Genomic DNA, 26,782 nt, shown 5'->3' on the forward strand with positions numbered 1-26,782 from the left:
TTTCTTTTAGAAAAACCATCTGGCAGTACCCATCAGCATAACCCCAATCAGAACAGTGAGTGATAAGCTTTTTGTCCAAATAGCGATCAGCACAGTCGGAACCAAGACCGCAAGATACATCCAATGAACGGTGACGCCTGTTGTAGTATGTATGAAAAGATGCTCTGCAATCAACGCAGTAAATATACAAATTGGGATAAACGATAACCACTTGAGTACGACTTCAGGCAGCTGGATACTCCGTACAAATAAAAATGGAACGACCCTTGGAATAACTGTCACAATCATACAACCAAGAATCAGCCATATCATAAAGCTGCTGATCATTTATCTGTCACCACCCCAATGGTTGCGACAATCACGGTTGCTAACAGAACTGCCACGTGCGAAGGAACAAAATGAAGCAGAATAAACATCGCAACAACCATATACAAAACAAGCGACAAGCGATGGGTTAACTTATTTTTTGGCACAGTTTGCAAAGAAAGGATCAAGAGCGCAGCAAACATGGCAGATAGGGCAAAATCAAGACCAAGCGCTTCAGGATTTGAGATCCAATGACCAAAAATGCCGCCAAGTGTACAGGCACCAATCCAGCACAAATAAGCTGTTAAGTTCAGTCCATGCATCCAGCGGTTGTTCAGTTTTCCTTGCTGCGCAAATTTGTTCATCGCTACGCCAAAGGATTCGTCAGTCAGTAAAAGACCAAATCCGATATTTTGCTTCAAAGAGTAACGTGTAAAGTGAGGGGCGAGCGTTAGACTGAGCAATAAATGCCGCAGATTCACAATAAATGTGGTGAAAACAATAGCGGAAAGGGGACTCCCTGTTACAAGCAGTGCACAGATGATAAACTGCGAAGCACCTGCGTAAATAAAAATAGATAAGAGCGCAATGTCCCATATACTTAACTGTGCGCTAATTCCAACAATTCCGAAGGCAAACCCAATACTCATATAACCGAGCAGAGTTGGCACACAATCTTTTATCCCCTCGAGAAACGGTTCGTGTCCCGCGCTGGGAATATGTTTCCTAGCTTCAATATCCAACGATCTCTACTCCTTTTTTCGTGACCACCTATAGTTTTACTTACTATATGAAAACGAATTCAGCGTGTCAATCCCTATGTATCTTCTATTATATGAAGAAAGATGGTGATAAATAAGGATTGAAGTGAATCAAAATTTGTTATAAAGTATCAGAAAATAAAAACAATTGGGGTGACGACAATGCTATGGAAGCCTTTGTTTGAACATGATGTACCAAATACCCTCCGTCCATAACGGAGAGTGATCTCCGTTTGTGGATATGGCGATGAATATATCCAGTAACGGAGGGAAAAGGATGAATGAAAAATATATAGGTGCTCTTTACTTAGCAATTGCTGCAAGTATTTGGGGCGGCATGTACGTTGTTGTAAAAGTAACAGTAGCGGTTGTTCCGCCACTTGAACTCGTATGGATGAGATATGCAGTAGCAGGAGTCGTTTTGGTGTTCACCATATGGCGATTGGGTTATTCTTTTCGATTAGATAAAAAAGACATCCCGCTCATTGCAGCGATTGGGCTGATTGGAAATGTTCTTTCGATCGTGACCCAAGAAATTGGCACGATGTACACATCTGCCCAAATGGGGGCGGTCATCACGTCTGCAACGCCTGCCTTTATGGTGCTTTTCGCGTTCTTTCTATTAAAAGAATCAATCACTGTGAGAAAATGCGCGTCCATCCTGCTTGCTACAGTAGGTGTACTCACAATGATTGGACCAGTCGCAGTGCAAACAGATGAATTTGCTGGAGGTCTCTCATTGGTCATCGCTGCTTTAACATGGGCGCTCATGTCTGTTCTACTGAAACGGGTTCCAGGAAAATACCCTCAGGTGGTCACAACAACATATGCGATCATCATTGCATTCATTGTCTTAACACCGCCTGTTCTATTTCGCTTACCACATTTAGATGTGGGGCAGATGGCAAGGCCTGAAATTTGGGGCGGTATTCTCTATCTTGGCATGATCTCGACAGCCCTTGCTTTCTTTCTGTGGAATAGGGGGCTTCAGCTCATGGATGCCTCAAGCGGTGGACTGTTTTTCTTCTTTCAGCCTATCGTAGGTGCAGTTCTTGGCTGGCTGCTTTTGGGAGAAGAGATGGGGATGCGCTCTTTCATTGGGATTCTATGTATCTTTGCAGGTGTCTATACTGTGCTGCGGCAAAAGGAATAAAATGAGATGTCCCTTGGAAAAGGGGCATATTCTTTATAATGAATAGGATGAGAGATGAATAGTGGAGGGAGGTGGACAAGATGATACAGTATCCGCATTTGCAAAAAGGACAGACGATTGGCGTCACAGCCCCTTCCTCAGGTGTACAGTCATCTTTGCATGAAATGTTCCATCTGTCATGCAAGCGGATGAAAGAAAGAGGCTATGATGTCATATGTGGAGAGACGGTATGGCAGCAGGAAAAGGCAAAGTCAGCCCCTTCCACAGAACGAGCAAACGAGCTCCAGAACATGATGACATGTGATGAAATTGACCACATCATTCCGCCGTGGGGCGGGCAGCTACTCATTGAAGTGCTAGAGCATCTTGATTTCTCATCGATGCAAAAAAAGTGGATTCTTGGTTACTCGGATACGAGTGTACTCCTTTTGGCATTCACATTAAAAACTGGCATTGCCACAGCGCATGGTCCGAACTTTGTGGATCTCCAAGGTGAAGAGCTTGATCAGACGACTGCCATGTGGGAAAAAGTGCTCGCCACTACAGGGGAGATGAACATTACCCAGTTTTCTTCATCTATGTATCAAAAGGAATGGCAGTATGATCACCCGAGTAAACATGTCTTTCATTTAACAGAGCCAACCGTATGGCGTACGGTTAATCCACACGAGACGACGGTGAAGGGAAGACTGCTGGGTGGTTGCATTGATGTCATACGTCATTTAGCAGGAACACCTTTTGGAGATGTGAAGGCTTTTCAAGAAACATTCCTTAAAGGTGAACCGATTCTATGGTATTTCGAAAACTGCGCATTAAATGCTGCGAGCATGAAGAGATCTCTTGTGCAATTAAAATTAGCAGGGTGGTTTGATGACTGCTCTGGGATCATGTTCGGCCGGAGCGCAGTGGATGTGCCTGTGGAAGGATATGAATATACGGATCTATATGAAGAATTACACAAGGAATTACAAATCCCGATTGTTTATGATATGGATTGTGGACATGTTCCGCCACAAATGACCATCATCAATGGAGCGTACGCAGAAGTGCAGATTCAAGACGAAGGCAAGGCAGTTCTGAAGCAAACATTTTTACCATAAGAAAAGGAAAGGGCGGACCCTTTCCTTCAGATTGTTGACAAAGGACTAAAATGAAGATCATTTTAGCCCTTTGTCTTCTTTTCAGCGTGATAGAAGACATTACATCCCTTTAGTTTCCTCACCTGCTTTTGGAACTTCCCATGCAGACTCACGGAATACTTTTTCCCATTTAGATACGACAATACATGCAACTGCATGCCCTGGTACATTCACGCCAGTTCGTGCCATATCCATAATTCTGTCAACACCGGCGATAATGGCGACGCCTTCCGCTGGAAGACCTACTGCGTGGGCCGTTGCCAAAAGAACGACGAGTGAACCGGATGGCACAGCTGCAATGCCTTTACTTGTTAATACAAGGACAAGCATCATGAGAAGCTGCTGTGATAGACTCATGTCGACGCCAAACGCTTGTGCGAGAAACACACAGGAAACGGATAAATATAAACTTGACCCATCACAATTCAGAGAAAGACCAGAAGGGATCACGAAGGAAACGATTCTTTTTGGACAGCCGTATTTCTCCATCCGTGACATAAGTTGAGGAAGGACAGTTTCTGTACTTGTAGTGGAAAAGGCAACTAAGAACAAATCCCAAATCATTTTTAATACTTCGAAGTAGTTAAAACGGAAGATCAGTGCGACAAGAGGGAACAAGACAAATAGAATAATGAATAATCCTAAGAATACAGTCCCGACAAGCTTCATCATTGGGATTAATAAAACGATGCCATATTGGCCAACAGAAGCAGCCATTAATGCAAGAACCCCAATAGGTGCTGTCACCATCACCATTTGCGTTAGCTTAAACATAATTTGTGCCACTGATTCAAAGAAGGTTAGAACAGGAGCGGATGCTTTACCGATGCCGCTTGCGGCTACACCAAATAAAATAGCGAAGAAAATGACAGCAAGTAAATCATTCTGAGCCATGACATCGACGATATTGGTTGGAATGATATTTAATACCATTTGCTTAAAGTCAACGACTTTCTGAGTATAGCCATCTAATTCCCCAATATCTTTCTTAGCTAATTTAGAGAAATCAAGTCCAACGCCGGGCTTTAGGACATTAGCCAATAATAGACCGATCCCAAGAACGATGGTTGTGATGACCTCAAACCAAATGATCGTCTTTAATCCGAGGCTACCCATTTTCTTCATGCCGCCGCTGCCAGCCGCACCGATCACAATAGTAGAGAAAACGATAGGAACAACGATCATTTTAATCAATCTAATGAAGCCATCACCAATTGGCCGCAGTGCCATTCCGAAGTCAGGGAAGAAATGGCCGATAAGAGCTCCTATCACCAAAGCGATCATGATTTGAAAAGCGACGAATTTTTTCATCATCTCCTACCTCCTTTAAATGCTTGGAAAATATTAAGAATTTTCCAATAAATAAAAATTCTAGGTGGTCATGTTTTGTCCTCCTTTGGATTTAGAAAGATTTTATTTAAGAATGATTGATATTATGAAAGAAGAGAAGAAAAATAGGGCTATCGCATCTCTATTTATATAAGAAAAAATCACTTCTTAAAAAACATTAAACTTTTTCACAAAAATGTATTGACCCATTTATATGATCCGTGGTATATTTTTATTCGTCGCTGATGACGCATTTGAAACACAGACGTTCAAACGCATGTGACAAACAAATCTCAAAAAGATGTTGACTTAATAAAAATGATATGTTAAGATAATTAAGTCGCCTGATTAAGCGCCCGTAGCTCAATTGGATAGAGCGTTTGACTACGGATCAAAAGGTTAGGGGTTCGACTCCTCTCGGGCGCGCCAATACAAACCACGCGGGTGTAGTTTAGTGGTAAAACCTCAGCCTTCCAAGCTGATGTCGTGAGTTCGATTCTCATCACCCGCTCCATTTTGAAAAAAATGATCTTTGAAAACTAAACAAGACAAAACGTACCTGTTAATTCGAGTTTTTATAAAAAATCCTATGATACATCATAGGTAGTCAGTCAAGCTGACGAGGCAGGAAGGATCACATACTAAGTTCGCTACATCGTGTAGCAACGCATGTGTGATATGCATCCTGCATACCTCGGAGAGTTTGATCCTGGCTCAGGACGAACGCTGGCGGCGTGCCTAATACATGCAAGTCGAGCGGACAGAAGGGAGCTTGCTCCCGGATGTTAGCGGCGGACGGGTGAGTAACACGTGGGTAACCTGCCTGTAAGACTGGGATAACTCCGGGAAACCGGAGCTAATACCGGATAGTTCCTTGAACCGCATGGTTCAAGGATGAAAGACGGTTTCGGCTGTCACTTGCAGATGGACCCGCGGCGCATTAGCTAGTTGGTGGGGTAATGGCTCACCAAGGCAACGATGCGTAGCCGACCTGAGAGGGTGATCGGCCACACTGGGACTGAGACACGGCCCAGACTCCTACGGGAGGCAGCAGTAGGGAATCTTCCGCAATGGACGAAAGTCTGACGGAGCAACGCCGCGTGAGTGATGAAGGTTTTCGGATCGTAAAGCTCTGTTGTTAGGGAAGAACAAGTGCGAGAGTAACTGCTCGCACCTTGACGGTACCTAACCAGAAAGCCACGGCTAACTACGTGCCAGCAGCCGCGGTAATACGTAGGTGGCAAGCGTTGTCCGGAATTATTGGGCGTAAAGGGCTCGCAGGCGGTTTCTTAAGTCTGATGTGAAAGCCCCCGGCTCAACCGGGGAGGGTCATTGGAAACTGGGAAACTTGAGTGCAGAAGAGGAGAGTGGAATTCCACGTGTAGCGGTGAAATGCGTAGAGATGTGGAGGAACACCAGTGGCGAAGGCGACTCTCTGGTCTGTAACTGACGCTGAGGAGCGAAAGCGTGGGGAGCGAACAGGATTAGATACCCTGGTAGTCCACGCCGTAAACGATGAGTGCTAAGTGTTAGGGGGTTTCCGCCCCTTAGTGCTGCAGCTAACGCATTAAGCACTCCGCCTGGGGAGTACGGTCGCAAGACTGAAACTCAAAGGAATTGACGGGGGCCCGCACAAGCGGTGGAGCATGTGGTTTAATTCGAAGCAACGCGAAGAACCTTACCAGGTCTTGACATCCTCTGACAACCCTAGAGATAGGGCTTTCCCTTCGGGGACAGAGTGACAGGTGGTGCATGGTTGTCGTCAGCTCGTGTCGTGAGATGTTGGGTTAAGTCCCGCAACGAGCGCAACCCTTGATCTTAGTTGCCAGCATTTAGTTGGGCACTCTAAGGTGACTGCCGGTGACAAACCGGAGGAAGGTGGGGATGACGTCAAATCATCATGCCCCTTATGACCTGGGCTACACACGTGCTACAATGGACAGAACAAAGGGCTGCGAGACCGCAAGGTTTAGCGAATCCCATAAATCTGTTCTCAGTTCGGATCGCAGTCTGCAACTCGACTGCGTGAAGCTGGAATCGCTAGTAATCGCGGATCAGCATGCCGCGGTGAATACGTTCCCGGGCCTTGTACACACCGCCCGTCACACCACGAGAGTTTGCAACACCCGAAGTCGGTGAGGTAACCTTTATGGAGCCAGCCGCCGAAGGTGGGGCAGATGATTGGGGTGAAGTCGTAACAAGGTAGCCGTATCGGAAGGTGCGGCTGGATCACCTCCTTTCTAAGGATATATGGAGCAGCGTGCGTTTTGGTCTTGTTTAGTTTTGAAGGATCATACCTTCAAAACATGTCTCTAGCGAGACAGGATTGTTCTTTGAAAACTAGATAACAATAAGTAATACATTCACATTGAATGCAATGCAAAGTTCATCACACATAGTGATTCTTTCTAAAGTAAGAAATGGTTAAGTTAGAAAGGGCGCACGGTGGATGCCTTGGCACTAGGAGCCGATGAAGGACGGGACGAACACCGATATGCTTCGGGGAGCTGTAAGCAAGCTTTGATCCGGAGATTTCCGAATGGGGAAACCCACTGCTCGTAATGGAGTAGTATCCATACTTGAATACATAGAGTATGAGAAGGCATACCCGGGGAACTGAAACATCTAAGTACCCGGAGGAAGAGAAAGCAAATGCGATTCCCTAAGTAGCGGCGAGCGAAACGGGAACAGCCCAAACCAAGAGGCTTGCCTCTTGGGGTTGTAGGACACTCTATACGGAGTTACAAAGGAATGATATAAGCGAAGAGGTCTGGAAAGGCCCGCCAGAGAAGGTAACAGCCCTGTAACTGAAATGTCATTCCCTCCAGAGTGGATCCTGAGTACGGCGGAACACGTGAAATTCCGTCGGAATCCGGGAGGACCATCTCCCAAGGCTAAATACTCCCTAGTGACCGATAGTGAACCAGTACCGTGAGGGAAAGGTGAAAAGCACCCCGGAAGGGGAGTGAAATAGATCCTGAAACCGTGTGCCTACAAGTAGTCAGAGCCCGTTAACGGGTGATGGCGTGCCTTTTGTAGAATGAACCGGCGAGTTACGATCCCGTGCAAGGTTAAGCAGAAGATGCGGAGCCGCAGCGAAAGCGAGTCTGAATAGGGCGCATGAGTACGTGGTCGTAGACCCGAAACCAGGTGATCTACCCATGTCCAGGGTGAAGTTCAGGTAACACTGAATGGAGGCCCGAACCCACGCACGTTGAAAAGTGCGGGGATGAGGTGTGGGTAGGGGTGAAATGCCAATCGAACCTGGAGATAGCTGGTTCTCTCCGAAATAGCTTTAGGGCTAGCCTCAAGGTAAGAGTCTCGGAGGTAGAGCACTGATTGGACTAGGGGCCCCTACCGGGTTACCGAATTCAGTCAAACTCCGAATGCCGATGACTTATCCTTGGGAGTCAGACTGCGAGTGATAAGATCCGTAGTCGAAAGGGAAACAGCCCAGACCGCCAGCTAAGGTCCCAAAGTATACGTTAAGTGGAAAAGGATGTGGAGTTGCTTAGACAACCAGGATGTTGGCTTAGAAGCAGCCACCATTTAAAGAGTGCGTAATAGCTCACTGGTCGAGTGACTCTGCGCCGAAAATGTACCGGGGCTAAACGTATCACCGAAGCTGCGGACTGTTCTTACGAACAGTGGTAGGAGAGCGTTCTAAGGGCTGTGAAGCCAGACCGGAAGGACTGGTGGAGCGCTTAGAAGTGAGAATGCCGGTATGAGTAGCGAAAGACGGGTGAGAATCCCGTCCACCGAATGCCTAAGGTTTCCTGAGGAAGGCTCGTCCGCTCAGGGTTAGTCGGGACCTAAGCCGAGGCCGAAAGGCGTAGGCGATGGACAACAGGTTGATATTCCTGTACCACCTCCTCACCATTTGAGCAATGGGGGGACGCAGGAGGATAGGGTAAGCGCGGTATTGGATATCCGCGTCCAAGCAGTTAGGCTGGGAAATAGGCAAATCCGTTTCCCGTAAAGGCTGAGCTGTGATGGCGAGCGAAATTTAGTAGCGAAGTTCCTGATTCCACACTGCCAAGAAAAGCCTCTAGCGAGGTGAGAGGTGCCCGTACCGCAAACCGACACAGGTAGGCGAGGAGAGAATCCTAAGGTGATCGAGAGAACTCTCGTTAAGGAACTCGGCAAAATGACCCCGTAACTTCGGGAGAAGGGGTGCTTCTTAGGGTGTTAAAGCCCCGAGAAGCCGCAGTGAATAGGCCCAGGCGACTGTTTAGCAAAAACACAGGTCTCTGCGAAGCCGTAAGGCGAAGTATAGGGGCTGACGCCTGCCCGGTGCTGGAAGGTTAAGAGGAGCGCTTAGCGTAAGCGAAGGTGCGAATTGAAGCCCCAGTAAACGGCGGCCGTAACTATAACGGTCCTAAGGTAGCGAAATTCCTTGTCGGGTAAGTTCCGACCCGCACGAAAGGCGCAACGATCTGGGCACTGTCTCAACGAGAGACTCGGTGAAATTATAGTACCTGTGAAGATGCAGGTTACCCGCGACAGGACGGAAAGACCCCGTGGAGCTTTACTGCAGCCTGATATTGAATGTTGGTACAGCTTGTACAGGATAGGTAGGAGCCTTGGAAACCGGAGCGCTAGCTTCGGTGGAGGCATCGGTGGGATACTACCCTGGCTGTATTGACCTTCTAACCCGCTGCCCTTATCGGGCAGGGAGACAGTGTCAGGTGGGCAGTTTGACTGGGGCGGTCGCCTCCTAAAATGTAACGGAGGCGCCCAAAGGTTCCCTCAGAATGGTTGGAAATCATTCGCAGAGTGTAAAGGCACAAGGGAGCTTGACTGCGAGACCTACAAGTCGAGCAGGGACGAAAGTCGGGCTTAGTGATCCGGTGGTTCCGCATGGAAGGGCCATCGCTCAACGGATAAAAGCTACCCCGGGGATAACAGGCTTATCTCCCCCAAGAGTCCACATCGACGGGGAGGTTTGGCACCTCGATGTCGGCTCATCGCATCCTGGGGCTGTAGTCGGTCCCAAGGGTTGGGCTGTTCGCCCATTAAAGCGGTACGCGAGCTGGGTTCAGAACGTCGTGAGACAGTTCGGTCCCTATCCGTCGCGGGCGCAGGAAATTTGAGAGGAGCTGTCCTTAGTACGAGAGGACCGGGATGGACGCACCGCTGGTGTACCAGTTGTTCTGCCAAGGGCATCGCTGGGTAGCTATGTGCGGACGGGATAAGTGCTGAAAGCATCTAAGCATGAAGCCCCCCTCAAGATGAGATTTCCCATTCCGCAAGGAAGTAAGATCCCTGAAAGATGATCAGGTTGATAGGTCTGAGGTGGAAGCGTGGTGACACGTGGAGCTGACAGATACTAATAGATCGAGGACTTAACCTATATTCTAATGTGAAGCATGAACGTTGTTATCTAGTTTTGAGAGAACATTCTCTCCATCAGGTTTGGTGGCGATAGCGAAGAGGTCACACCCGTTCCCATACCGAACACGGAAGTTAAGCTCTTCAGCGCCGATGGTAGTTGGGGGTCTCCCCCTGTGAGAGTAGGACGCCGCCAAGCTTGTTATTTTTATATCGTCGCGGGGTGGAGCAGTTCGGTAGCTCGTCGGGCTCATAACCCGAAGGTCGCAGGTTCAAATCCTGCCCCCGCAACCAAATTATTTTATACACCAATAGGGAGTACTCATTAAGTGCAACCCAAATGGTCCGGTAGTTCAGTTGGTTAGAATGCCTGCCTGTCACGCAGGAGGTCGCGGGTTCGAGTCCCGTCCGGACCGCCATTTTTTATGACTTGTAAACGAAAACGTATAGTTTCGTTTTTTTTTATGTCTTTTTCTTTCAACAAGTAACCATGATGCGGTGAAACAGCTTGCATTTGGCTACACTATATGTGAAAAGAAAAGATAGATGACTTCAACACAGCCTGGTTTTTTCATACCAGGCTTTCTTTATATCATTTTTAGTTGGAACTGAGGCTCATATTCGCTACACTAATACTAACTGTGTCTGACATCATGTCTACTCAATTAATTGATTGCATGAAGGGGCTGTCTTTTTTATGGATGAATTTGATCTTATTCGCCGGATTACACCAAAAGAAACACATCAATGTTCCTTGGTCATGGGGATCGGTGATGATGCAAGTGTTTATCAACCTCATTCACATTGTGAAGAGGTCGTTTGTGTTGATACAATGGTGGAGCATGTTCATTTTCGTTTTGATTTTTCCACGCCCTTTGAGGTTGGCTTTAAAGCGCTGGCAGTCAATGTCAGTGATATCGCCGCAATGGGAGGAACACCAAAGTACTATCTTGTATCGATTGCGATCCCGCCTCATGGTGATGAGACAATCGTCACTGCTCTTTACGAGGGAATGAAAGCTTTGGCTGACACATATCAAATGGATTTGATCGGTGGGGATACGGTAGCCATCCGCAGTGACTTTGTCATTACGGTGACGGTCATTGGTGAGGTTCCAAAGGGAAAAGCTTGTTACCGCCACAGTGCTCAAGCAGGAGATATTGTATTTGTTACAGGTGAGCTCGGTTCATCAGCTGCTGGATTATCACTTTTAATGAACGAGGTAGACTCTGCAAAGGCGATCAATTCTGCTTTTTTTCTTGAGCGTCACAAAATGCCTCAGCCTCACATTGCTGCTGGACACATTTGCTCAAGCTTCCCGCGGGTGACCTTGAATGATGTCAGTGATGGATTAGCGAGTGAGCTGAATGAGATAGCAGAAGCAAGCCATGTGACGATGGAGATTGAAGCTGACAAGCTCCCAAAACATCCAGATTTACCTCTGTTACGCAAAGACTGGCTTGAATGGGTGTTATTTGGGGGAGAGGACTTTGTTTTAACTGGCACGATTCCAGAGAATGATTGGAAAAGCTTTGAAACGCAATGTAAAAGAGAAGACATTCAGATCACACGCATTGGACAAGTCAAAGATGATCAAGCGGCCAGCGTCATTTTAAAAGACAATGATCAATCAACAACGTTAATGAAAAAAGGATATAATCATTTTAAGAAATGAGGTGACACCAACTGTGAAATTAACATGGACGACAAAAGGTGCGGATGAGACGAAACGAATTGCCGGTGCTTTGGCCAAACTTGTGATGCCAGGCGATGTATTGACATTAGAAGGGGATTTAGGCGCAGGCAAAACCACTTTTTCAAAAGGTTTTGCAGAAGGCTTAGGTATTACCCGTATCGTCAACAGCCCCACCTTTACCATTATTAAAGAATATACCGATGGCAGACTGCCACTTTATCATATGGATGTGTACCGCATGGAAGATGCGGAAGAAGATATCGGACTCGAAGAATATTTTGAGGGCGAAGGTGTATGCTTGGTTGAATGGGCACATCTCATTGAACCGCAATTGCCTTCATCATATTTAAAAATTGACATGCTGAGAACAGAACGTGAAGAAGAACGTCATCTCACGTTTTATGCAAAAGGGGAGCGCTATGAGACCCTTTGTAAGGAGATGAAAGAATTTGACCATACTGGCGATTGATACGTCAAACCATACACTAGGAATTGCTCTTGTCAGAGATTTCGCAGTGATTGGCGAGAGCATCACGTACTTAAAAAAGAACCATTCCGTCCGAGCGATGCCGACAGTTGAAGCACTGATGAAAGAATGTGGTGTAGCGCCAAGCGAACTAAGCAAAATCGTTGTAGCAAAAGGACCTGGTTCCTACACTGGCGTCAGAATCGGTGTGACCATTGCAAAAACACTTGCGTGGACGCTGTCTATCCCGATATCTGCTGTTTCGAGTTTAGAAACACTCGCTGCAAATGGTCAATATTTTGATGGATGGATCTCGCCACTATTTGATGCGAGAAGAGGACAAGTTTATACTGGGCTATATACGTTTGAAGAAGGAAAGATCAAAGAGGTCAAACCAGACCAAAATATCTTGCTCACGGATTGGCTTCATGAGCTGAAGCATGGAGGAAAGCCTGTCTTATTTCTTGGACATGATGTGCATCTTCATCAAGAGAGCATTCGCTCCATTTTAGGAGAGACTGCTGTTTTGGCAGAGGGGGCATTTCATAATCCAAGACCTTCAGTGCTTGCGTTTTTAGGAGCAGATCGCCCTGTTGAAGATGTCCATCAGCTTGTCCCTAACTATATTCGTTTGGCAGAAGCGGAAGTGAAATGGCTTGAAGGACAAAAATAATCTCAACACAGCAGAGATTCGAAGAATGACAGTAGAGGACATTCCAGAGGTGTATACGATTGAAGTGCATGCGTTTACAGCACCATGGAAAAAAGAATCGTTTGTCTATGAGATTCTCCATAACCAATACAGCCATTATTTCCTCATTGAAGAAGATAAGCAGCCTGTTGGGTATTGCGGAGTCTGGATTGTCATGGACGATGCACAAATTACGAATATTGCGATTCTCCCTGAGCATAGAGGAAAAGGCTACGGGGAAGCATTGCTTCGATATGTCATGGAATTTTGCAAAGAAAAAAAGACAGATCATCTTTCATTAGAGGTGCGGGTATCGAATACCCCAGCACAATCCCTTTATGAAAAGCTTGGTTTCCGACCAGCTTCTATTCGAAAGAACTATTATACAGATAATGGGGAAGATGCATTAGTCATGTGGGTGAATATAAATGAGTGAACAAAAAGATCGATTCATATTAGGTATAGAAACAAGCTGTGACGAAACAGCTGCGTCCATTGTGAAAAATGGGAAAGAAATTGTAGCGAATGTTGTTGCCTCACAAATAGAAAGTCATAAACGATTTGGCGGTGTTGTGCCAGAAATCGCATCAAGGCATCACGTGGAGCAAGTGACCATCGTATTAGAAGAAGTGATGGCACAGGCCAACATGAGCTTTAAGGATTTAGATGCCATTGCTGTCACAGAAGGACCGGGCTTAGTCGGTGCACTTCTGATCGGCGTCAATGCAGCCAAGGCACTGAGCTTTGCTCATCAAATTCCTCTCGTTGGTGTTCATCATATTGCTGGACATATTTATGCGAATCAGCTCGTTGGTGAATTGCTGTTTCCTTGTTTAGCTCTTGTCGTCTCTGGCGGGCATACTGAGCTTGTTCTAATGAAAGAGCATGGGGCCTTTGAAGTCATCGGTGAAACATTAGATGATGCGGCTGGAGAAGCGTATGACAAAGTGGCTCGGACGATGGGTCTTCCTTATCCAGGCGGGCCTCACATTGATCGATTAGCACATGAAGGAGAGCCGATGGTCAAGCTTCCTCGAGCATGGCTTGAAGAAGGCTCTTATCATTTTAGTTTCAGTGGTTTAAAATCAGCTGTGATCAACACATTACACAATGCATCCCAAAAGGGAGAAACGATTGCTCCAGAGAATTTGGCGGCAAGTTTTCAAGAAAGCGTCATTGAGGTGCTTGTTGGAAAGACATTAAAAGCGGCTGAGGCATATGGTGTGAAGCAGGTTGTTTTAGCTGGGGGAGTCGCTGCCAATAAAGGATTGAGAGAAGCTTTAACGTCAGCATTTACGAAGCTGCCTGAAGTGAGTGTCACCATACCGCCATTGTCTCTTTGTACAGATAATGCAGCCATGATTGCTGCTGCGGGTACCATTGCGTTTGAAAAAGGAATAAGAGGCGATATGGCAATGAACGGTCAGCCTGGATTACCGCTTGTCTCATATGAATGAAGACTCCTGTGGATATACAGGGGTTTTTTCATTTGAAATGAAAGCGATTTATTCACATGTAAACGTGATATATCCACAATTATTAGAAAATTTCGTTTTAAAATGAAGAGAATGTGTACAAATAGGATCTTTTCTGTGGATATGTGATTAAAACTCTGTGGATAAAGTGGATAAGTCCGAAGTGTTTAATAATAATCAAGAAGTTATTGTGGGTATCATTGTGGATAATAAATTATCACTGAAAGAAAAAGAGCACCCGTTAGGGCACCCTTTAAGATTCTGATAGGTCTTCCCACTCTGCAAAAAGTGATTCGAGCTCTTGATTAAGCGCATCATTTTCTGTTTGAATGGCTTGGACCTTCTCGTGATCTTGGAAAATAGCAGGATCACATAAAAGCTGTTCATTTTCACCAAGCTTCTCTTCAATGACGGCGATCCGCTCTTCAATTTCTTCGATTCTGCGCTGTTTTTGTCTTTCTTTCTTTTTCAGTTCTTTTTCTTCAGCATAGGAAAGCTTGGTTGTTTCTACTGGTTTTTCTGCGTGCTTTTTAGACGGCTCGTGATCTTTGAGCGCTTCAAGCTCTAATTGTTCGTTTTTCTTTTCAAGGTAGTAGTCATAGTCACCAAGATATTCTTTTGTTTCTGCTCGCGACAGCTCGAACACTTTTGTTGCCAGACGGTTGATAAAATACCGGTCATGAGAGACAAATAAGATGGTTCCTGGATAATCAATCAGCGCATTCTCTAAAATTTCCTTACTATCTAAGTCAAGGTGGTTAGTCGGTTCATCGAGAATGAGGAAATTGGCTTTTTGCAGCATCAGCTTCGCCAGCGCAAGACGCGCTTTTTCTCCACCACTTAGTGCATGAACGGGCTTTAAGACATCATCACCGGAGAAAAGGAAGTTGCCTAAACATGTCCGGATTTCTTTTTCATTCATATGAGGATAATCATCCCAAAGCTCATTTAGCACTTTCTTGGAGGATGTCAGTTTGGCTTGTTCTTGGTCATAATAGCCGATGGTGACATGAGACCCAAAGCTGATGTCGCCTTTTACAGGTGTTAATGCATTCGTTAAGGTTTTTAAAAGTGTTGATTTTCCAATTCCGTTAGGACCAATGAGTGCCACACTATCCTCGCGTTTGATATGAAAAGAAAGAGAGGATAGGAGCGGCGTTTTTTCATCATAGCTAATATCGAGATCATGCACCTTCAGCACATCATTGCCGCTTTGTCTCGTAATATCAAAATGAAAGCTTGCGGATTTTTCATCACCTAATGGCTTATCTAAACGATCCATTCGTTCCAGCTGCTTCCGTCTGCTCTGAGCCCGCTTTGTGGTAGAGGCTCTTGCTAGGTTGCGATCCACGAAATCCTGGAGCTTTGAGATTTCTTCTTGCTGCTTTTCATAGAGCTTCATATCACGCTCTAGCTGCTCCGCTTTCAGCTCAAGATACTTACTATAGTTCCCTGCAAACTTTTTCATTGCTGTTCTTGAGACTTCATAGACATGGTTGACGACTTTGTCTAAGAAATAGCGGTCATGGGAAACGATGAGAATAGCTCCTGTATAATTTTGCAAATACTGCTCAAGCCATGATAAGGTATCAATATCTAAATGGTTGGTCGGCTCGTCCAGAATTAAGAGTTCTGGTTTCATTAATAATAGCTTTCCAAGCGCTAGACGGGTTTTCTGACCGCCGCTTAAGGATTGGACGGTTGAGTCATCTTCAAAATGACTAAATCCGAGCCCATGAAGAATGGAGCGGACATCTGCTTCATATTGATAGCCGCCTTGATCCTTAAATTCCTGCTGCAGCCTGTCATAGGTTTTCATCAGGGAATCCAGCTCTGAACCTGTGGAAGAAGCCATTTTTTCCTCAATGGTTCTCATCTCTTGTTCCATTTCTTTTAAATGATCAAAAACCGATAATAATTCGTCTTTTAACGTACGTGTAGACGTCACATCGGTGTGCTGTGCTAAATAGCCGATTGATAGGTCTTTCGGTTTGATGATCTCACCTTGCTCGTAAGACATTTGACCGGCAATAATTTTTAAAAGCGTGGATTTGCCTGCGCCGTTACGACCAACAATGGCAATACGATCCTTTGCTTTGACTTCCAATTTTATATTCGTTAAAACGGTATCAGCGCCAAACGATTTGGACAGCTGATTCACTTGTAGAATCATCATGTAACTTCACCTCTGCTATAATATGTTAAGTGTAGCTTATCAGCAGTAAACCGGCAAATCTTACATACAATCGCAATGGTCAAATGAAAGACAGATAGGAAAAAATAGTGTATGATTTGAGTGAGGGAGCGTTGAAAGATGAGTCAATTTAGCCACTTTAACGAACAAGGAAGAGCAAAGATGGTCGACATTAGTAACAAATCGTCTACAGTGAGAACCGCCGTTGCTGCTTCAAGCGTTCGTATGATAAAAGAAGTATTTCATAAAATACAACAACGTGAAATTGGAAAAGGGGATGTGCTGTCTGTCGCACAGGTTGCTGGCATCATGGCAGCAAAGCAAACGTCCAACATCATTCCAATGTGTCATCCGCTTGTACTAAAAGGCGTGGATATCTCCTTTGATTGGGAGGATGACGGAAATGCGCACATTCTGAACATACAAGTACAGGTCAAAACAAAAGGAAGTACGGGTGTTGAGATGGAAGCGCTCACTTCTGCTTCAGTATGTGCACTGACCGTTTACGACATGTGCAAAGCGATTGATAAAGACATGATCATCGGTCCTACCTATCTAGTTGAAAAGACAGGCGGGAAAAACGGTGATTTTCACAGAGCATCTGATATTTAAGTTGGAGGACCTTATATGAATATAGACCAGTCAAAAATTCCACAAGCGACAGCCAAACGTTTGCCGCTTTACTACCGTTTTTTAAAAAATCTGCATGCATCAGGAAAACAAAGGGTGTCATCGGCAGAGCTTAGTGATGCAGTCAAAGTGGATTCTGCCACCATTCGCCGAGATTTTTCGTATTTTGGTGCACTAGGGAAGAAAGGGTATGGCTATAATGTCGATTACCTCTTGACCTTCTTCAGAAAGACCCTTGACCAAGATGAAATGACCAATGTTATGCTCATCGGTGTCGGGAATTTAGGGACTGCTTTTTTACACTATAATTTCATAAAAAATAATAATACAAAAATTTCAATGGCTTTTGACGTCAATGAGAGTAAAATAGGAAGTGAGATAGGCGGCGTGCCTGTCTATGATTTGGATAAGCTTGAAGAGCATGTTCAAGAGGTAGGAGATATTCCTGTTGCGATTTTGACAGTACCTGCCGTAGCAGCTCAATCCATTACAGATCGTTTGATTGCCCTTGGCATCAAAGGAATCCTTAACTTTACGCCGGCTCGATTGAATGTGCCGGAACACATTCGAATTCATCATATAGATTTGGCGGTTGAACTTCAGTCTCTTGTGTATTTCTTAAAGCATTACTCTGTTACGCAGGAGGACTGATGAAAAGGGGTAAAGGGGGTGGAGCAAATGGGTCCGATCGGTCCTGGAAGTTTGGTTCTGATTGCGATTGTTGCGCTCATTATTTTTGGGCCGAAAAAGCTTCCTCAATTAGGAAGAGCAGCAGGAGATACATTACGTGAATTTAAAAATGCCACAAAAGGTTTAGCTGATGATCAGGAAGAAAAAAAGAAAAAAGAAGATCAGTAGAATAGGATGAGCTTCATGAATGTCAAAGATATGCCGCTTATGGAGCATATTGTGGAACTGCGAAAACGTTTAGTGATCATTGCGATGTTTTTTGTTGCCTTTATGGCGGCAGGTTTTTTTCTCGCTAAGCCGGTCATTGTGTATTTGCAAAATACCGATGAAGCGGCAACACTGACATTAAACGCATTTAAGCTCACAGATCCACTGTACGTGTTTATGCAGTTCGCATTTGTCATTGCTTTGGTTTTGACGTGTCCCGTGATTTTATATCAGCTATGGGCGTTTGTGAGCCCTGGTTTATATGAAAAAGAAAGAAAGGTGACACTTGCTTACATTCCGATTGCACTGCTTTTATTTTTGAGCGGTGTGGCTTTCTCTTATTTTATTTTGTTTCCCTTTGTCGTCGATTTTCTGATGCGGATGTCGAATGATTTAAATGTAGAGCAAGTGATTGGGATTCATGAGTATTTTACATTTCTGATGCAGTTAACACTTCCATTTGGCTTTTTGTTTCAGATGCCCGTTGTGTTGATGTTTCTCACAAGACTTGGCATCATCACACCGATGTTTTTATCAAAAATACGGAAGTATGCCTATTTTGTCCTCCTTGTCATTGCCGCACTCATTACACCGCCAGAGCTTGTTTCTCACCTCATGGTTACCTTGCCAATGCTCGTTTTGTATGAAGTGAGTATTGTCATTTCAAGAGTGACCTATCGCAAAATGCAGCAAACAGAGGAGAAAGAAAGTCATTATGTCTCATAAAAAAGCATCGTGATCCAAATGGTGATCACGATGCTTTTTCTATTGTGATCGAAATTGATTGATGGCGTGAAAGAGGCGCTGATAATAACCGGGCTCATGAGGGACAAAGTCGTGTACATCTACTTCTCTGCTTTCCTCACGCCGTTCTCCGGCTGCATCAATCTCAAAGCCCTCTACCTGAATCCTTTCACATTGACCTGTTAAAAGGTGCTGTGCATCGATGAATCTCGTTCTGTAAAGACCAGCGACTTCTTTTTTCTGTAATTGAACGTTCACAGGCTCCCCTTGATTTATAAAGGTACACGTGGCAGAACTCACGGTCGATGAACGAAGGGATATGGATTTCATCCTGCATGACACCTGCAAAGGTAAGGTCTTCAAAAGGGATAGAGAGACCAAGCTCTTCTTCGACCTCTCTGATGCCATCAGAAGGCTGTTCATCTGCAAGAAGGTGGCCTGCTGCTGTGATATCAAGCAGAGAAGGAAACTCCTTTTTTGCGGGACTTCTTAGCTGAAAATAGAGATAGACTGTGTTATATTCCTTTTTTAAAAGCCAAAAAGCCAAAGACCTTGGGCATGGACATCTGAACGGGCGGCAACTCCAATCGTTTCATGCTGCTCGTTCATGATTCTCAGTTTTTCATGTTCCATGAAGACACGACCTCCATAAAAAAACCATTTTCCTAGCGGCGGAAAATGGTTTTTGATTTATTTTTGCTGTTGTTTTTTTAGTTTGACAGAGAAGGCAAACATTTTAAACGCGATATTGATATTATAGGCCGCAAACACCATCAGCAAAATGCTGTAAAATGACCACATGTCACCTGGGTTTTGGATGGCCATATAGGTGAAAGCCACACCTACTGCAAAATAAATGATGCCCCATACGACAGGGTTTCTCATGAGAAAAAGCCTCCAATAATCATTTGCATTGTTTGAGATTGTTCTTCAATCATTTTTTTCACTGGCTCAATCTGCACAAGAATGACGAGCGAGTTCATGAGCATATGAGCGCCGATTGGAACAATGATTCGTTTTGTTTTCGCATATAAAAAGGCAAAGGTAAAGCCCATCGCGGTATAGAGCAAGATATGGGCAAAATCAGTGTGTACAGCGGCGAAAACCACTGAACTAACAAGTGCCCCAATGAAAAAATTCGTCTTTTCGTAGATCACTCCAAAAATGATTTTTCGGAAAATGATTTCCTCTAAGATAGGTCCAATCAGGGCGATGACGATCACAAGCCAAGGAACGGCATCCATAATAGATAAAATCGCTTGTGTATTTTCTGACTCACGGCCAATGCCAAATGCATACTGCTCAATCACTCCTGCAATCGATTGCGCAAAGAGGGAGAGAAAGAAACCGCCAATGATCCAAGCGATGGCAGACCCGGCTGAAACCGGTGCTTCATTTCGTAGTGAAGCTTTTGGTACTGTCCGCAGGATGAGCAAAATAATGATCAATCCAATACAGAAGCTGATGATTGTCCAAGTTCCCGACAATTGTGAGAGCTCTGCTTGTGTCATTGGTGTCTTAATGAATCCTAACCATTTCATGATGAGCACATAAGGAATAGCAGAAACCTGTACCAATATATAAGTTAAGATGATGTACCAATATTGTTTTTTCAAGTAACGAAAACCCCTTTACTAAAAGAACTAGATTTATTGTAACACAAGTCTTCTTTTTCGTTGAAAAGGAAAGAATCAGTGATGGAAAAAGATCATGAAAGCGCAAAAATTTTTAAAGGTTTTTACTTGAAATTGCAGAAGACATTCTTTATTATAATAAATGTGTTAGCACTCGCTAGTGATGAGTGCTAAAAAAGACTACATATAAAAATTGAGGAGGTTGTTTCTTATGTTAAAGCCATTAGGCGATCGCGTAATCATTGAACTCGTTGAATCTGAGGAAAAAACCGCTAGCGGTATTGTCTTACCGGATTCTGCAAAAGAAAAACCACAAGAAGGTAAAATTGTTGCAGCAGGTTCAGGTCGTGTACTTGAAAGTGGTGAGCGCGTTGCGTTAGAAGTCAATACAGGCGACCGCATTATCTTCTCAAAATATGCAGGCACTGAAGTGAAATATGAAGGCAAAGAATATTTAATCCTTCGTGAGAGCGACATTTTAGCTGTTATTGGTTAATCACATATAAAATATTGAGATACATTTCTAAAAAGACTGAGGAGGTTTTGTTATTATGGCAAAAGATATTAAGTTCAGTGAAGAAGCACGCCGTGCGATGTTACGTGGTGTAGATGCACTTGCAGATGCTGTAAAAGTAACTTTAGGACCTAAAGGACGTAACGTGGTTCTTGAGAAAAAATTCGGTTCTCCACTTATCACAAATGATGGTGTAACGATTGCAAAAGAAATCGAATTAGAAGATGCATTTGAAAACATGGGTGCAAAACTTGTGGCTGAAGTCGCAAGCAAAACAAACGACGTAGCTGGTGACGGTACAACAACGGCAACGGTTCTAGCTCAAGCAATGATTCGTGAAGGTCTGAAAAACGTAACAGCTGGTGCAAACCCTGTTGGCGTTCGTAAAGGGATCGAAGAAGCAGTGAAAGTAGCACTTGAAGGCTTGCACGAGATTTCTAAACCAATCGAAGGCAAAGAATCAATTGCTCAAGTTGCGTCCATTTCTGCAGCAGATGAAGAAGTAGGAAGCTTGATTGCTGAGGCAATGGAGCGTGTAGGTAATGACGGTGTTATTACAATCGAAGAGTCTAAAGGTTTCACGACTGAGCTTGAAGTGGTTGAAGGGATGCAATTTGACCGCGGTTACGCTTCACCATACATGGTGACGGATTCTGATAAGATGGAAGCCGTTCTTGAAAATCCTTACATCTTAATCACAGACAAAAAGATCACGAACATTCAAGAAATCCTTCCTGTACTTGAGCAAGTGGTACAACAAGGAAAACCATTATTGATCATTGCTGAAGATGTAGAAGGCGAAGCACTTGCAACACTTGTTGTGAACAAACTTCGTGGTACATTCAACGCAGTGGCAGTAAAAGCACCTGGATTCGGTGATCGTCGTAAAGCAATGCTTGAAGACATCTCTGTTCTAACTGGCGGAGAATTAATCACAGAAGACCTAGGACTTGACCTGAAATCAACTGAAATTGGTCAGCTTGGCCGCGCGTCTAAAGTCGTTGTGACAAAAGAAAACACAACAATCGTAGAAGGCTCAGGAGATTCTGCTCAAATCGCAGCTCGTGTAAACCAAATCCGTGCGCAAGTTGAAGAAACAACTTCTGAATTCGATAAAGAAAAATTACAAGAACGTCTTGCAAAACTAGCTGGCGGCGTGGCTGTCATCAAAGTTGGTGCTGCAACGGAAACAGAGCTAAAAGAGCGTAAGCTACGCATCGAGGATGCACTCAACTCAACTCGTGCAGCAGTTGAAGAAGGCATCGTATCCGGTGGTGGTACAGCACTTGTGAATGTATACAAAAAAGTCGCTTCAATTGAAGCTGATGGTGACGTTCAAACAGGTGTGAACATCGTTCTACGTTCTCTTGAAGAGCCAATCCGTCAAATCGCTCACAACGCAGGTCTTGAAGGATCCGTCATCGTTGAGCGCTTGAAAAACGAAGAAATTGGCGTAGGCTTCAACGCAGCAACAAACGAATGGGTAAACATGATCGAAAAAGGAATCGTTGACCCAACAAAAGTAACTCGCTCTGCACTTCAAAACGCAGCTTCTGTTGCAGCAATGCTTCTAACAACTGAAGCAGTCGTTGCTGACAAACCAGAAGAAGGCGGCTCAGGCGGCGGAATGCCGGATATGGGCGGCATGGGCGGTATGGGTGGAATGATGTAAACACCCTCGAAAACCCCTTGAAATATAGGGGTTTTTGTTATGTCTATTTTTAATTGGTCAAGTGCATTAAAAAGTATTAGAGATGATGAATTGAAACCTTCACCGTTTTTCATTCGTTAAAATAAGAGACATATATCTTTAATTGATGTAAAAAATGATATTTCTAAAAAGAAAAGCGGTGATCAGATGGGTTTTTCTACTTGGGTGGCTATCATTGTTTCGCTGGCCGTCGTGTTCGGATTGTTTGGATCGAAGAAGCGTGATAAATAAAGAAAGAGTTGAACCCACTTCCAAATAGGGAGTGGTTTTTTGTTGCAAATACAATATTGATCAATTATACTAACTGTAGTTGTTTGTTGCAAATGCAACAAAAGGAGTCGAGGTATATGAAAGAGATTTTGCGGGAGATCGGCGTCATTGCTCGGGCACTTGATTCGATTAGTAATATTGAATTTAAAGAGTACGATTTAACGAAGGGGCAGTATTTGTATCTTGTGCGTATTTGTGAGGAGCCTGGCATCATTCAGGAAAAGCTGGCGGAAATGATTAAGGTGGATCGAACAACGGCTGCCCGTGCCATCAAAAAACTAGAGCTGCATGGTTTTATTGAGAAGAAAGATGACCCGGTGAATAAAAAAATCAAAAAGCTTTTTCCAACCGATAAAGGGAAAGCCGTATATCCAATGATCAAACGAGAAAATGATTACTCGAATCAAGTAGCGCTGGATGGGTTTTCTGAAGAGGAAGCGGAACAGATTTATGAGTATCTTCTAAGGGTGAGAAAAAATATCGAAAAAGATTGGGATTATGTGAAAAAAGGAAATAAGAGATGTTACTAAATGATAAGGAGTGATGACTTCAATGACCGTCACTTTTATTCTGTGCAATGAACAGCATATAGAAGAGCTGCAGAAAGTCGGAATCGACACGTTTAAAGAGACCTTTCAGGATCAAAACAAAGCTGAACATATTGATGCTTACGTAAAGAAAGCCTTTCATCCGAACCAGCTGTTAAAAGAATTACATCATCCATCTTCACAGTTCTATTTTGTTCAAGTGAGTGGTGAAGTTGCTGGTTATTTGAAGGTCAATATGGACGAGGCGCAGTCAGAGGAGATGGGAAGTAAAGCGTTAGAGATTGAAAGAATTTATATCAAGCAGTCGTTTCAAAAGCAAGGGTTAGGACGATTTTTAATCAATCAAGCCTTTGAGATCGCAAAGAAATATGATAAACGTGATGTTTGGCTTGGGGTGTGGGAGCACAATAGAGCGGCCATCGCATTTTATCAAAAGCTTGGGTTTGTTCAAACAGGGGTGCACGCTTTCCTTATGGGAGACGAAGAGCAAATGGATTTTATTATGACCAAAACACTGAACTGATCAAAAAGGGGGAAGGGAATATGCATATTCCATCATTTTTTCAAGTGAAAGATTTGGAGGAAGTAAAAGCATTTATTCAATCACATTCATTTGCAACAGTTGTGACCACAACGTATGAAAAACCTATTGCGACACATATTCCAGTGAGTTTTCATCAAATTGAGGATTCGTATGTGATCACAGGTCATATGGCGATTGGAAATCCTCAGTGGAAAACGTTTGAAGAAAATGAGAAGGTGCTCGTGATTTTTCAAGGGCCACATGCTTACATATCATCTTCATGGTATGAAAAAGAAGCCGTGCCGACGTGGAATTATCAAGCTGTGCATGTATATGGAAAGGCTGAACTGCTAGAAAAGGCGGAACTGGTAAAGGAATTAACAAAGATGCTAGAGACTTACGAAAGCCATAGGGAACAGCCAGTGTTATGGCATACGTTGTCTAATGAACTGTTAGAGAAACAAATGAAAGGGATTGTGGGCTTCAAAATCATCATTGATGAAGTTCAGGCTGCTTTTAAGCTTAGCCAGAATCGCCATGAAAGAGATTATGCTCACATCATTGAACAGCTGGAAGCAGAGGGTGAAGTGGAATTGGCTGATGCGATGAAAAAGAGATTAGAGGATGTATGAGAAAAGCACTCTTATGAGCAAGAGTGCTTTTGTTGTTCCGAGCTATCTGAGGGTGCCATGGCTCATATCTATAGCCTGTCACTTTTCCTTTTCCTTTTCCTTACGTATAGCAGATGAAAAAGCTAAATTCTTGTGCATGTTTGGTATGCCAATTGAAGCTGAACGTCAATTGCTGAATCTCTTTTTTGTTTAAAATTACATAAAAAAATCCACTATTTCCATAAAAAATCAGATCAATTCCTTATAATAAAAGTATCTGAGAACGGGGAGTGAGTCGAGATGGACCAAAACGTGCTGCAAATGAATCAAGAAAGATCAGAGGATGAATTAGCGGTTGTGAATATATCTTCTACAGAAATTGGGGCGCTGTCAAAGGAAGCGGCTGAGCGGATTTTACAAACGAAGGATACGGATGATATTCATTTACTGATGTATGTTCCGATTGAAAAGAAAGCAGATTTGAATTGGTTGATTGAAAGTGTTGGACAGGCGTTAGGAGATGAGGATGAAGATAACGTTGCACTTGAATTTGCTGATTTGCTCTATTTCTTTATCATTCCATTTTATAAGGAGTATATTGTGAGGGAACATCATTTGTATGAGTGTATAGATGATTTGTTGGTACGATTAGCATCAAGGGCTCACTCGGATATCCAAACACTGGTCGATGCGATGAGAGACGATTTGACTGAATAAACATGAAAAAAGGCTTGTAGAGAGGTCCTCTACAAGCCTTTTTTAACGTAAAAAACCATGAATTATTGGGCTCTTTCCCAAGTGATCTTTGTTTCATTTGTTTTTTTCTTTCCTTTTGCCAGCACCTTGCCGTTTTCTTGTTTCACGGTGATGTTCAGGTCATAAAAGGAGTAGAGGGCGCCGAGGCTATCATTTTCTGGTTTGTGCAGGTTGTTTTCTTTTTCAGTTGATGCCCCAATGGCCAGCGTCTTGGCAAAGTTTAAACCGATGACTTCAGCGTAATCACTATTGGTATCAGAGGAAGCTGTCACGTTTAAAGAAATGACTTTTTTCTTTTGATCAACGGTGATCGCTGTGTCTTTTACGAGCTTAGACTGCTCCATCACCTCTTTCGTTTCATTTTGAATGCGCTCATTAATTGTAGGAAGTGCCTTAGATTCTGTTTTTTGTTCTTTTGTCGTATTCGAGCAAGCTGCTAGAATGAAGAGACTTGCAACTAGACTCATGAAAATAAGTAGACTTTTTCTCACGTTCGTTCTCCTTTTTTCTTCGAAGTATATATGCCTATGTTACCACGAATCCTTGTTTTGATTAAAAGAGAAGTGTTGATAAGCTGTGAACAATAAAAAGCACCCAAAACTGGGCGCTTTTTTCTTATTGTGCTGAAAGGGTTGTACTAAGTGGAATAGAAGAATGTACCGTGAATTTAGGAGACGGCGCACCTGATTCTAGATTTTTACGCAACAATGAGGATTTGACGGTTCCATCCCATTTTTTATAGACGCTTCCTGATGTATCTGCACGAAGCTGTACATTCGAGAAGCTTGCTTGCGAGTAGCTGTTTGTCCCATTATCCTGAACGCCGTGTACCATTTTGACAACATCAAGGTTTTTCAGACGGCTGGGGTTGAAAACAGGCTGCTTGTAGCGCAATTTCCCATTGACATATAGTGACACCGTGCCATCACCATTGTTGATGAGCTTTAAGTTGACACGTGCGCCATCCTTAATACTCTTATCGTATTCACTGTTCCAGTATTGACTGCCGCCTTGTGAGCCGCTGCCAAGAAAGACCTTATAGCCAGAAGACGTTTTTGAAATACCGCTCTCTACAACGGCAGAGCCAAGACCGAGATACCAGTCAGCATATCCATTTTTAATCGTCGCTGTTTTCGGAAGCACAATATCAGCAGAGATACCTGACCATCTGGCTTCATCCGTTTGTGTCACAATCGCACCGTGACGGGGACCAGCTGCTGAGGCAGGTAGACTTGAAAGCATCAAAACGAACGCTAAACTCACACTCAAAACGATGAACCACTTTTTCATAAAAATTCCTCCTTATATTTGATTCACTTTTATTATATAAAATGAAAGAGAGGGGCTGCTTACATTGTTCTGGCTGATTTTGGTATTTTTTGTGAGCGAAATCGGTCATAAAG

The 26,782-nt window shown here is 43.9% G+C and carries 27 protein-coding genes, 4 tRNA genes and 3 rRNA genes; 24 read left to right on the plus strand and 10 right to left on the minus strand.

Annotation, left to right across the window (positions count from 1 at the left end; genetic code table 11):
- Window positions 1-6: 6 nt before the first annotated feature.
- Together NPA43_RS02860 and NPA43_RS02865 are read right to left on the minus strand one after the other, a co-directional pair.
- The gene (locus tag NPA43_RS02860) at window positions 7-327 is read right to left on the minus strand and encodes an AzlD domain-containing protein (RefSeq protein WP_099728644.1); all 321 of its coding nucleotides are present in this window, start codon (window positions 325-327) and stop codon (window positions 7-9) included.
- Complete coding sequence (locus tag NPA43_RS02865; protein WP_230031350.1) at window positions 324-1,049, minus strand: AzlC family ABC transporter permease; 726 nt, start codon at window positions 1,047-1,049, stop codon at window positions 324-326. The genes NPA43_RS02860 and NPA43_RS02865 overlap by 4 nt, the downstream gene beginning before the upstream one ends.
- Window positions 1,050-1,344: 295 nt before the next feature.
- Here NPA43_RS02865 and NPA43_RS02870 point away from each other — a divergent pair, with 295 nt between their 5' ends.
- Both NPA43_RS02870 and NPA43_RS02875 read left to right on the plus strand, forming a co-directional pair.
- On the plus strand, window positions 1,345-2,220 hold the full coding sequence (locus tag NPA43_RS02870) for a DMT family transporter (RefSeq protein WP_230031351.1): 876 nt from the start codon (window positions 1,345-1,347) through the stop codon (window positions 2,218-2,220).
- 80 nt (window positions 2,221-2,300) lie between these two features.
- Window positions 2,301-3,320, plus strand: a complete 1,020-nt coding sequence (locus NPA43_RS02875) for a S66 family peptidase (RefSeq protein WP_256499339.1) — start codon at window positions 2,301-2,303, stop codon at window positions 3,318-3,320.
- 99 nt (window positions 3,321-3,419) lie between these two features.
- Here NPA43_RS02875 and gltP read toward each other — a convergent pair whose 3' ends face one another.
- Window positions 3,420-4,670 (minus strand): glutamate-aspartate/proton symporter GltP, encoded by a 1,251-nt coding sequence (gltP, locus tag NPA43_RS02880; RefSeq protein ID WP_230031353.1) that lies wholly within the window; start codon window positions 4,668-4,670, stop codon window positions 3,420-3,422.
- Window positions 4,671-5,040: 370 nt separating this feature from the next.
- Here gltP and NPA43_RS02885 point away from each other — a divergent pair.
- From NPA43_RS02885 to tsaD, 12 genes are all read left to right on the plus strand, one after another.
- Window positions 5,041-5,117: transfer RNA gene (locus NPA43_RS02885), tRNA-Arg, on the plus strand.
- An 11-nt stretch (window positions 5,118-5,128) separates the two neighbouring features.
- Window positions 5,129-5,202: transfer RNA gene (locus NPA43_RS02890), tRNA-Gly, on the plus strand.
- Window positions 5,203-5,379: 177 nt separating this feature from the next.
- A 16S ribosomal RNA gene (locus NPA43_RS02895) occupies window positions 5,380-6,928 on the plus strand.
- Between the two features lie 182 nt (window positions 6,929-7,110).
- Window positions 7,111-10,041, plus strand: a 23S ribosomal RNA gene (locus NPA43_RS02900).
- Between the two features lie 61 nt (window positions 10,042-10,102).
- Window positions 10,103-10,218: ribosomal RNA gene (rrf, locus tag NPA43_RS02905) — 5S ribosomal RNA — on the plus strand.
- The 16S, 23S and 5S rRNA genes sit together here with 4 tRNA genes alongside, the layout of an rRNA operon.
- Before the next feature lie 18 nt (window positions 10,219-10,236).
- Window positions 10,237-10,313 (plus strand) — tRNA-Met (locus tag NPA43_RS02910).
- Between the two features lie 48 nt (window positions 10,314-10,361).
- Window positions 10,362-10,438, plus strand: a tRNA-Asp gene (locus NPA43_RS02915).
- A 278-nt stretch (window positions 10,439-10,716) separates the two neighbouring features.
- Window positions 10,717-11,694, plus strand: a complete 978-nt coding sequence (thiL, locus tag NPA43_RS02920; protein WP_230031488.1) for a thiamine-phosphate kinase — start codon at window positions 10,717-10,719, stop codon at window positions 11,692-11,694.
- A gap of 13 nt (window positions 11,695-11,707) precedes the next feature.
- On the plus strand, window positions 11,708-12,184 hold the full coding sequence (gene tsaE / locus NPA43_RS02925; protein WP_256499340.1) for a tRNA (adenosine(37)-N6)-threonylcarbamoyltransferase complex ATPase subunit type 1 TsaE: 477 nt from the start codon (window positions 11,708-11,710) through the stop codon (window positions 12,182-12,184).
- Window positions 12,165-12,854, plus strand: a complete 690-nt coding sequence (gene tsaB / locus NPA43_RS02930; RefSeq protein ID WP_099727429.1) for a tRNA (adenosine(37)-N6)-threonylcarbamoyltransferase complex dimerization subunit type 1 TsaB — start codon at window positions 12,165-12,167, stop codon at window positions 12,852-12,854. Before tsaE ends, tsaB begins: the two co-directional genes overlap by 20 nt.
- A 25-nt stretch (window positions 12,855-12,879) precedes the next feature.
- Entirely contained in the window at window positions 12,880-13,308 is a 429-nt protein-coding gene (gene rimI, locus NPA43_RS02935; RefSeq protein WP_099727437.1) for a ribosomal protein S18-alanine N-acetyltransferase, read from the plus strand.
- The gene (tsaD, locus tag NPA43_RS02940; protein WP_256499341.1) at window positions 13,301-14,329 is read left to right on the plus strand and encodes a tRNA (adenosine(37)-N6)-threonylcarbamoyltransferase complex transferase subunit TsaD; all 1,029 of its coding nucleotides are present in this window, start codon (window positions 13,301-13,303) and stop codon (window positions 14,327-14,329) included. Before rimI ends, tsaD begins: the two co-directional genes overlap by 8 nt.
- Window positions 14,330-14,600: 271 nt before the next feature.
- Here the strand turns inward: tsaD and NPA43_RS02945 are convergent, their stop codons facing one another.
- The gene (locus NPA43_RS02945) at window positions 14,601-16,523 is read right to left on the minus strand and encodes an ABC-F family ATP-binding cassette domain-containing protein (RefSeq protein WP_099727427.1); all 1,923 of its coding nucleotides are present in this window, start codon (window positions 16,521-16,523) and stop codon (window positions 14,601-14,603) included.
- Window positions 16,524-16,661: 138 nt separating this feature from the next.
- On the opposite strand from NPA43_RS02945, the gene moaC reads away from it, so the two are divergent.
- From moaC to tatC, 4 genes are read left to right on the plus strand one after another with little or no spacing between them, the layout of a single operon-like run.
- Window positions 16,662-17,153: a cyclic pyranopterin monophosphate synthase MoaC gene (gene moaC / locus NPA43_RS02950; protein WP_256499342.1), complete on the plus strand. Its 492-nt coding sequence runs from the start codon at window positions 16,662-16,664 to the stop codon at window positions 17,151-17,153.
- A 15-nt stretch (window positions 17,154-17,168) separates the two neighbouring features.
- Window positions 17,169-17,822, plus strand: coding sequence for a redox-sensing transcriptional repressor Rex (locus NPA43_RS02955; protein WP_008355687.1), 654 nt, complete (start codon window positions 17,169-17,171; stop codon window positions 17,820-17,822).
- Window positions 17,823-17,849: 27 nt separating this feature from the next.
- Window positions 17,850-18,029: a twin-arginine translocase TatA/TatE family subunit gene (locus NPA43_RS02960; RefSeq protein ID WP_099727425.1), complete on the plus strand. Its 180-nt coding sequence runs from the start codon at window positions 17,850-17,852 to the stop codon at window positions 18,027-18,029.
- A gap of 15 nt (window positions 18,030-18,044) precedes the next feature.
- Window positions 18,045-18,794, plus strand: coding sequence for a twin-arginine translocase subunit TatC (gene tatC / locus NPA43_RS02965; protein ID WP_370461141.1), 750 nt, complete (start codon window positions 18,045-18,047; stop codon window positions 18,792-18,794).
- Window positions 18,795-18,833: 39 nt separating this feature from the next.
- Here tatC and NPA43_RS02970 read toward each other — a convergent pair whose 3' ends face one another.
- From NPA43_RS02970 to NPA43_RS02985, 4 genes are all read right to left on the minus strand, one after another.
- Window positions 18,834-19,070 carry a hypothetical protein gene (locus NPA43_RS02970; RefSeq protein WP_230031491.1) on the minus strand — a complete coding sequence of 79 codons (237 nt, stop codon included), beginning with the start codon at window positions 19,068-19,070 and terminating at the stop codon, window positions 18,834-18,836.
- Window positions 18,982-19,359 carry an NUDIX hydrolase gene (locus tag NPA43_RS02975; protein WP_256499343.1) on the minus strand — a complete coding sequence of 126 codons (378 nt, stop codon included), beginning with the start codon at window positions 19,357-19,359 and terminating at the stop codon, window positions 18,982-18,984. The genes NPA43_RS02970 and NPA43_RS02975 overlap by 89 nt, the downstream gene beginning before the upstream one ends.
- Window positions 19,360-19,502: 143 nt before the next feature.
- Window positions 19,503-19,697, minus strand: coding sequence for a YdiK family protein (locus tag NPA43_RS02980; protein ID WP_034320377.1), 195 nt, complete (start codon window positions 19,695-19,697; stop codon window positions 19,503-19,505).
- Window positions 19,694-20,428 (minus strand): CPBP family intramembrane glutamic endopeptidase, encoded by a 735-nt coding sequence (locus NPA43_RS02985; RefSeq protein WP_099727423.1) that lies wholly within the window; start codon window positions 20,426-20,428, stop codon window positions 19,694-19,696. Before NPA43_RS02985 ends, NPA43_RS02980 begins: the two co-directional genes overlap by 4 nt.
- Before the next feature lie 229 nt (window positions 20,429-20,657).
- On the opposite strand from NPA43_RS02985, the gene groES reads away from it, so the two are divergent.
- From groES to NPA43_RS03015, 6 genes are all read left to right on the plus strand, one after another.
- Window positions 20,658-20,942 carry a co-chaperone GroES gene (gene groES, locus NPA43_RS02990; RefSeq protein WP_003214120.1) on the plus strand — a complete coding sequence of 95 codons (285 nt, stop codon included), beginning with the start codon at window positions 20,658-20,660 and terminating at the stop codon, window positions 20,940-20,942.
- 55 nt (window positions 20,943-20,997) lie between these two features.
- Window positions 20,998-22,632, plus strand: a complete 1,635-nt coding sequence (groL, locus tag NPA43_RS02995) for a chaperonin GroEL (RefSeq protein ID WP_034320371.1) — start codon at window positions 20,998-21,000, stop codon at window positions 22,630-22,632.
- A gap of 386 nt (window positions 22,633-23,018) precedes the next feature.
- Window positions 23,019-23,471: a MarR family winged helix-turn-helix transcriptional regulator gene (locus NPA43_RS03000; protein WP_099727422.1), complete on the plus strand. Its 453-nt coding sequence runs from the start codon at window positions 23,019-23,021 to the stop codon at window positions 23,469-23,471.
- A 22-nt stretch (window positions 23,472-23,493) separates the two neighbouring features.
- Complete coding sequence (locus NPA43_RS03005; protein ID WP_099727421.1) at window positions 23,494-24,012, plus strand: spermidine/spermine N(1)-acetyltransferase; 519 nt, start codon at window positions 23,494-23,496, stop codon at window positions 24,010-24,012.
- 20 nt (window positions 24,013-24,032) lie between these two features.
- The gene (locus tag NPA43_RS03010) at window positions 24,033-24,644 is read left to right on the plus strand and encodes an FMN-binding negative transcriptional regulator (RefSeq protein ID WP_256499344.1); all 612 of its coding nucleotides are present in this window, start codon (window positions 24,033-24,035) and stop codon (window positions 24,642-24,644) included.
- 279 nt (window positions 24,645-24,923) lie between these two features.
- Window positions 24,924-25,340, plus strand: coding sequence for a hypothetical protein (locus tag NPA43_RS03015; protein ID WP_099727418.1), 417 nt, complete (start codon window positions 24,924-24,926; stop codon window positions 25,338-25,340).
- A 62-nt stretch (window positions 25,341-25,402) separates the two neighbouring features.
- On the opposite strand, the gene NPA43_RS03020 is transcribed toward NPA43_RS03015, so the two are convergent.
- Together NPA43_RS03020 and NPA43_RS03025 are read right to left on the minus strand one after the other, a co-directional pair.
- Window positions 25,403-25,870 carry a hypothetical protein gene (locus NPA43_RS03020; RefSeq protein ID WP_099727417.1) on the minus strand — a complete coding sequence of 156 codons (468 nt, stop codon included), beginning with the start codon at window positions 25,868-25,870 and terminating at the stop codon, window positions 25,403-25,405.
- Between the two features lie 124 nt (window positions 25,871-25,994).
- The gene (locus NPA43_RS03025; protein ID WP_099727416.1) at window positions 25,995-26,669 is read right to left on the minus strand and encodes a hypothetical protein; all 675 of its coding nucleotides are present in this window, start codon (window positions 26,667-26,669) and stop codon (window positions 25,995-25,997) included.
- Window positions 26,670-26,782 lie beyond the last annotated feature (113 nt).

The sequence above is a fragment of the Bacillus pumilus genome (assembly GCF_024498355.1).
GTDB classification, from domain to species: Bacteria; Bacillota; Bacilli; order Bacillales; family Bacillaceae; genus Bacillus; species Bacillus pumilus_P.

Bases quoted from the DNA above. Each gene is read 5' to 3' on its own strand.
- NPA43_RS02860 (WP_099728644.1), bottom strand. From the start codon at position 327: ATGATCAGCAGCTTTATGATATGGCTGATTCTTGGTTGTATGATTGTG.
- NPA43_RS02870 (WP_230031351.1), top strand. From the start codon at position 1,345: ATGAATGAAAAATATATAGGTGCTCTTTACTTAGCAATTGCTGCAAGT.
- NPA43_RS02875 (WP_256499339.1), top strand. From the start codon at position 2,301: ATGATACAGTATCCGCATTTGCAAAAAGGACAGACGATTGGCGTCACA.
- gltP (WP_230031353.1), bottom strand. From the start codon at position 4,670: ATGAAAAAATTCGTCGCTTTTCAAATCATGATCGCTTTGGTGATAGGA.
- thiL (WP_230031488.1), top strand. From the start codon at position 10,717: ATGGATGAATTTGATCTTATTCGCCGGATTACACCAAAAGAAACACAT.
- rimI (WP_099727437.1), top strand. From the start codon at position 12,880: ATGACAGTAGAGGACATTCCAGAGGTGTATACGATTGAAGTGCATGCG.
- tsaD (WP_256499341.1), top strand. From the start codon at position 13,301: ATGAGTGAACAAAAAGATCGATTCATATTAGGTATAGAAACAAGCTGT.
- NPA43_RS02945 (WP_099727427.1), bottom strand. From the start codon at position 16,523: ATGATGATTCTACAAGTGAATCAGCTGTCCAAATCGTTTGGCGCTGAT.
- moaC (WP_256499342.1), top strand. From the start codon at position 16,662: ATGAGTCAATTTAGCCACTTTAACGAACAAGGAAGAGCAAAGATGGTC.
- NPA43_RS02955 (WP_008355687.1), top strand. From the start codon at position 17,169: ATGAATATAGACCAGTCAAAAATTCCACAAGCGACAGCCAAACGTTTG.
- NPA43_RS02960 (WP_099727425.1), top strand. From the start codon at position 17,850: ATGGGTCCGATCGGTCCTGGAAGTTTGGTTCTGATTGCGATTGTTGCG.
- tatC (WP_370461141.1), top strand. From the start codon at position 18,045: ATGAATGTCAAAGATATGCCGCTTATGGAGCATATTGTGGAACTGCGA.
- NPA43_RS02980 (WP_034320377.1), bottom strand. From the start codon at position 19,697: ATGAGAAACCCTGTCGTATGGGGCATCATTTATTTTGCAGTAGGTGTG.
- groES (WP_003214120.1), top strand. From the start codon at position 20,658: ATGTTAAAGCCATTAGGCGATCGCGTAATCATTGAACTCGTTGAATCT.
- groL (WP_034320371.1), top strand. From the start codon at position 20,998: ATGGCAAAAGATATTAAGTTCAGTGAAGAAGCACGCCGTGCGATGTTA.
- NPA43_RS03000 (WP_099727422.1), top strand. From the start codon at position 23,019: ATGAAAGAGATTTTGCGGGAGATCGGCGTCATTGCTCGGGCACTTGAT.
- NPA43_RS03005 (WP_099727421.1), top strand. From the start codon at position 23,494: ATGACCGTCACTTTTATTCTGTGCAATGAACAGCATATAGAAGAGCTG.
- NPA43_RS03010 (WP_256499344.1), top strand. From the start codon at position 24,033: ATGCATATTCCATCATTTTTTCAAGTGAAAGATTTGGAGGAAGTAAAA.
- NPA43_RS03015 (WP_099727418.1), top strand. From the start codon at position 24,924: ATGGACCAAAACGTGCTGCAAATGAATCAAGAAAGATCAGAGGATGAA.
- NPA43_RS03025 (WP_099727416.1), bottom strand. From the start codon at position 26,669: ATGAAAAAGTGGTTCATCGTTTTGAGTGTGAGTTTAGCGTTCGTTTTG.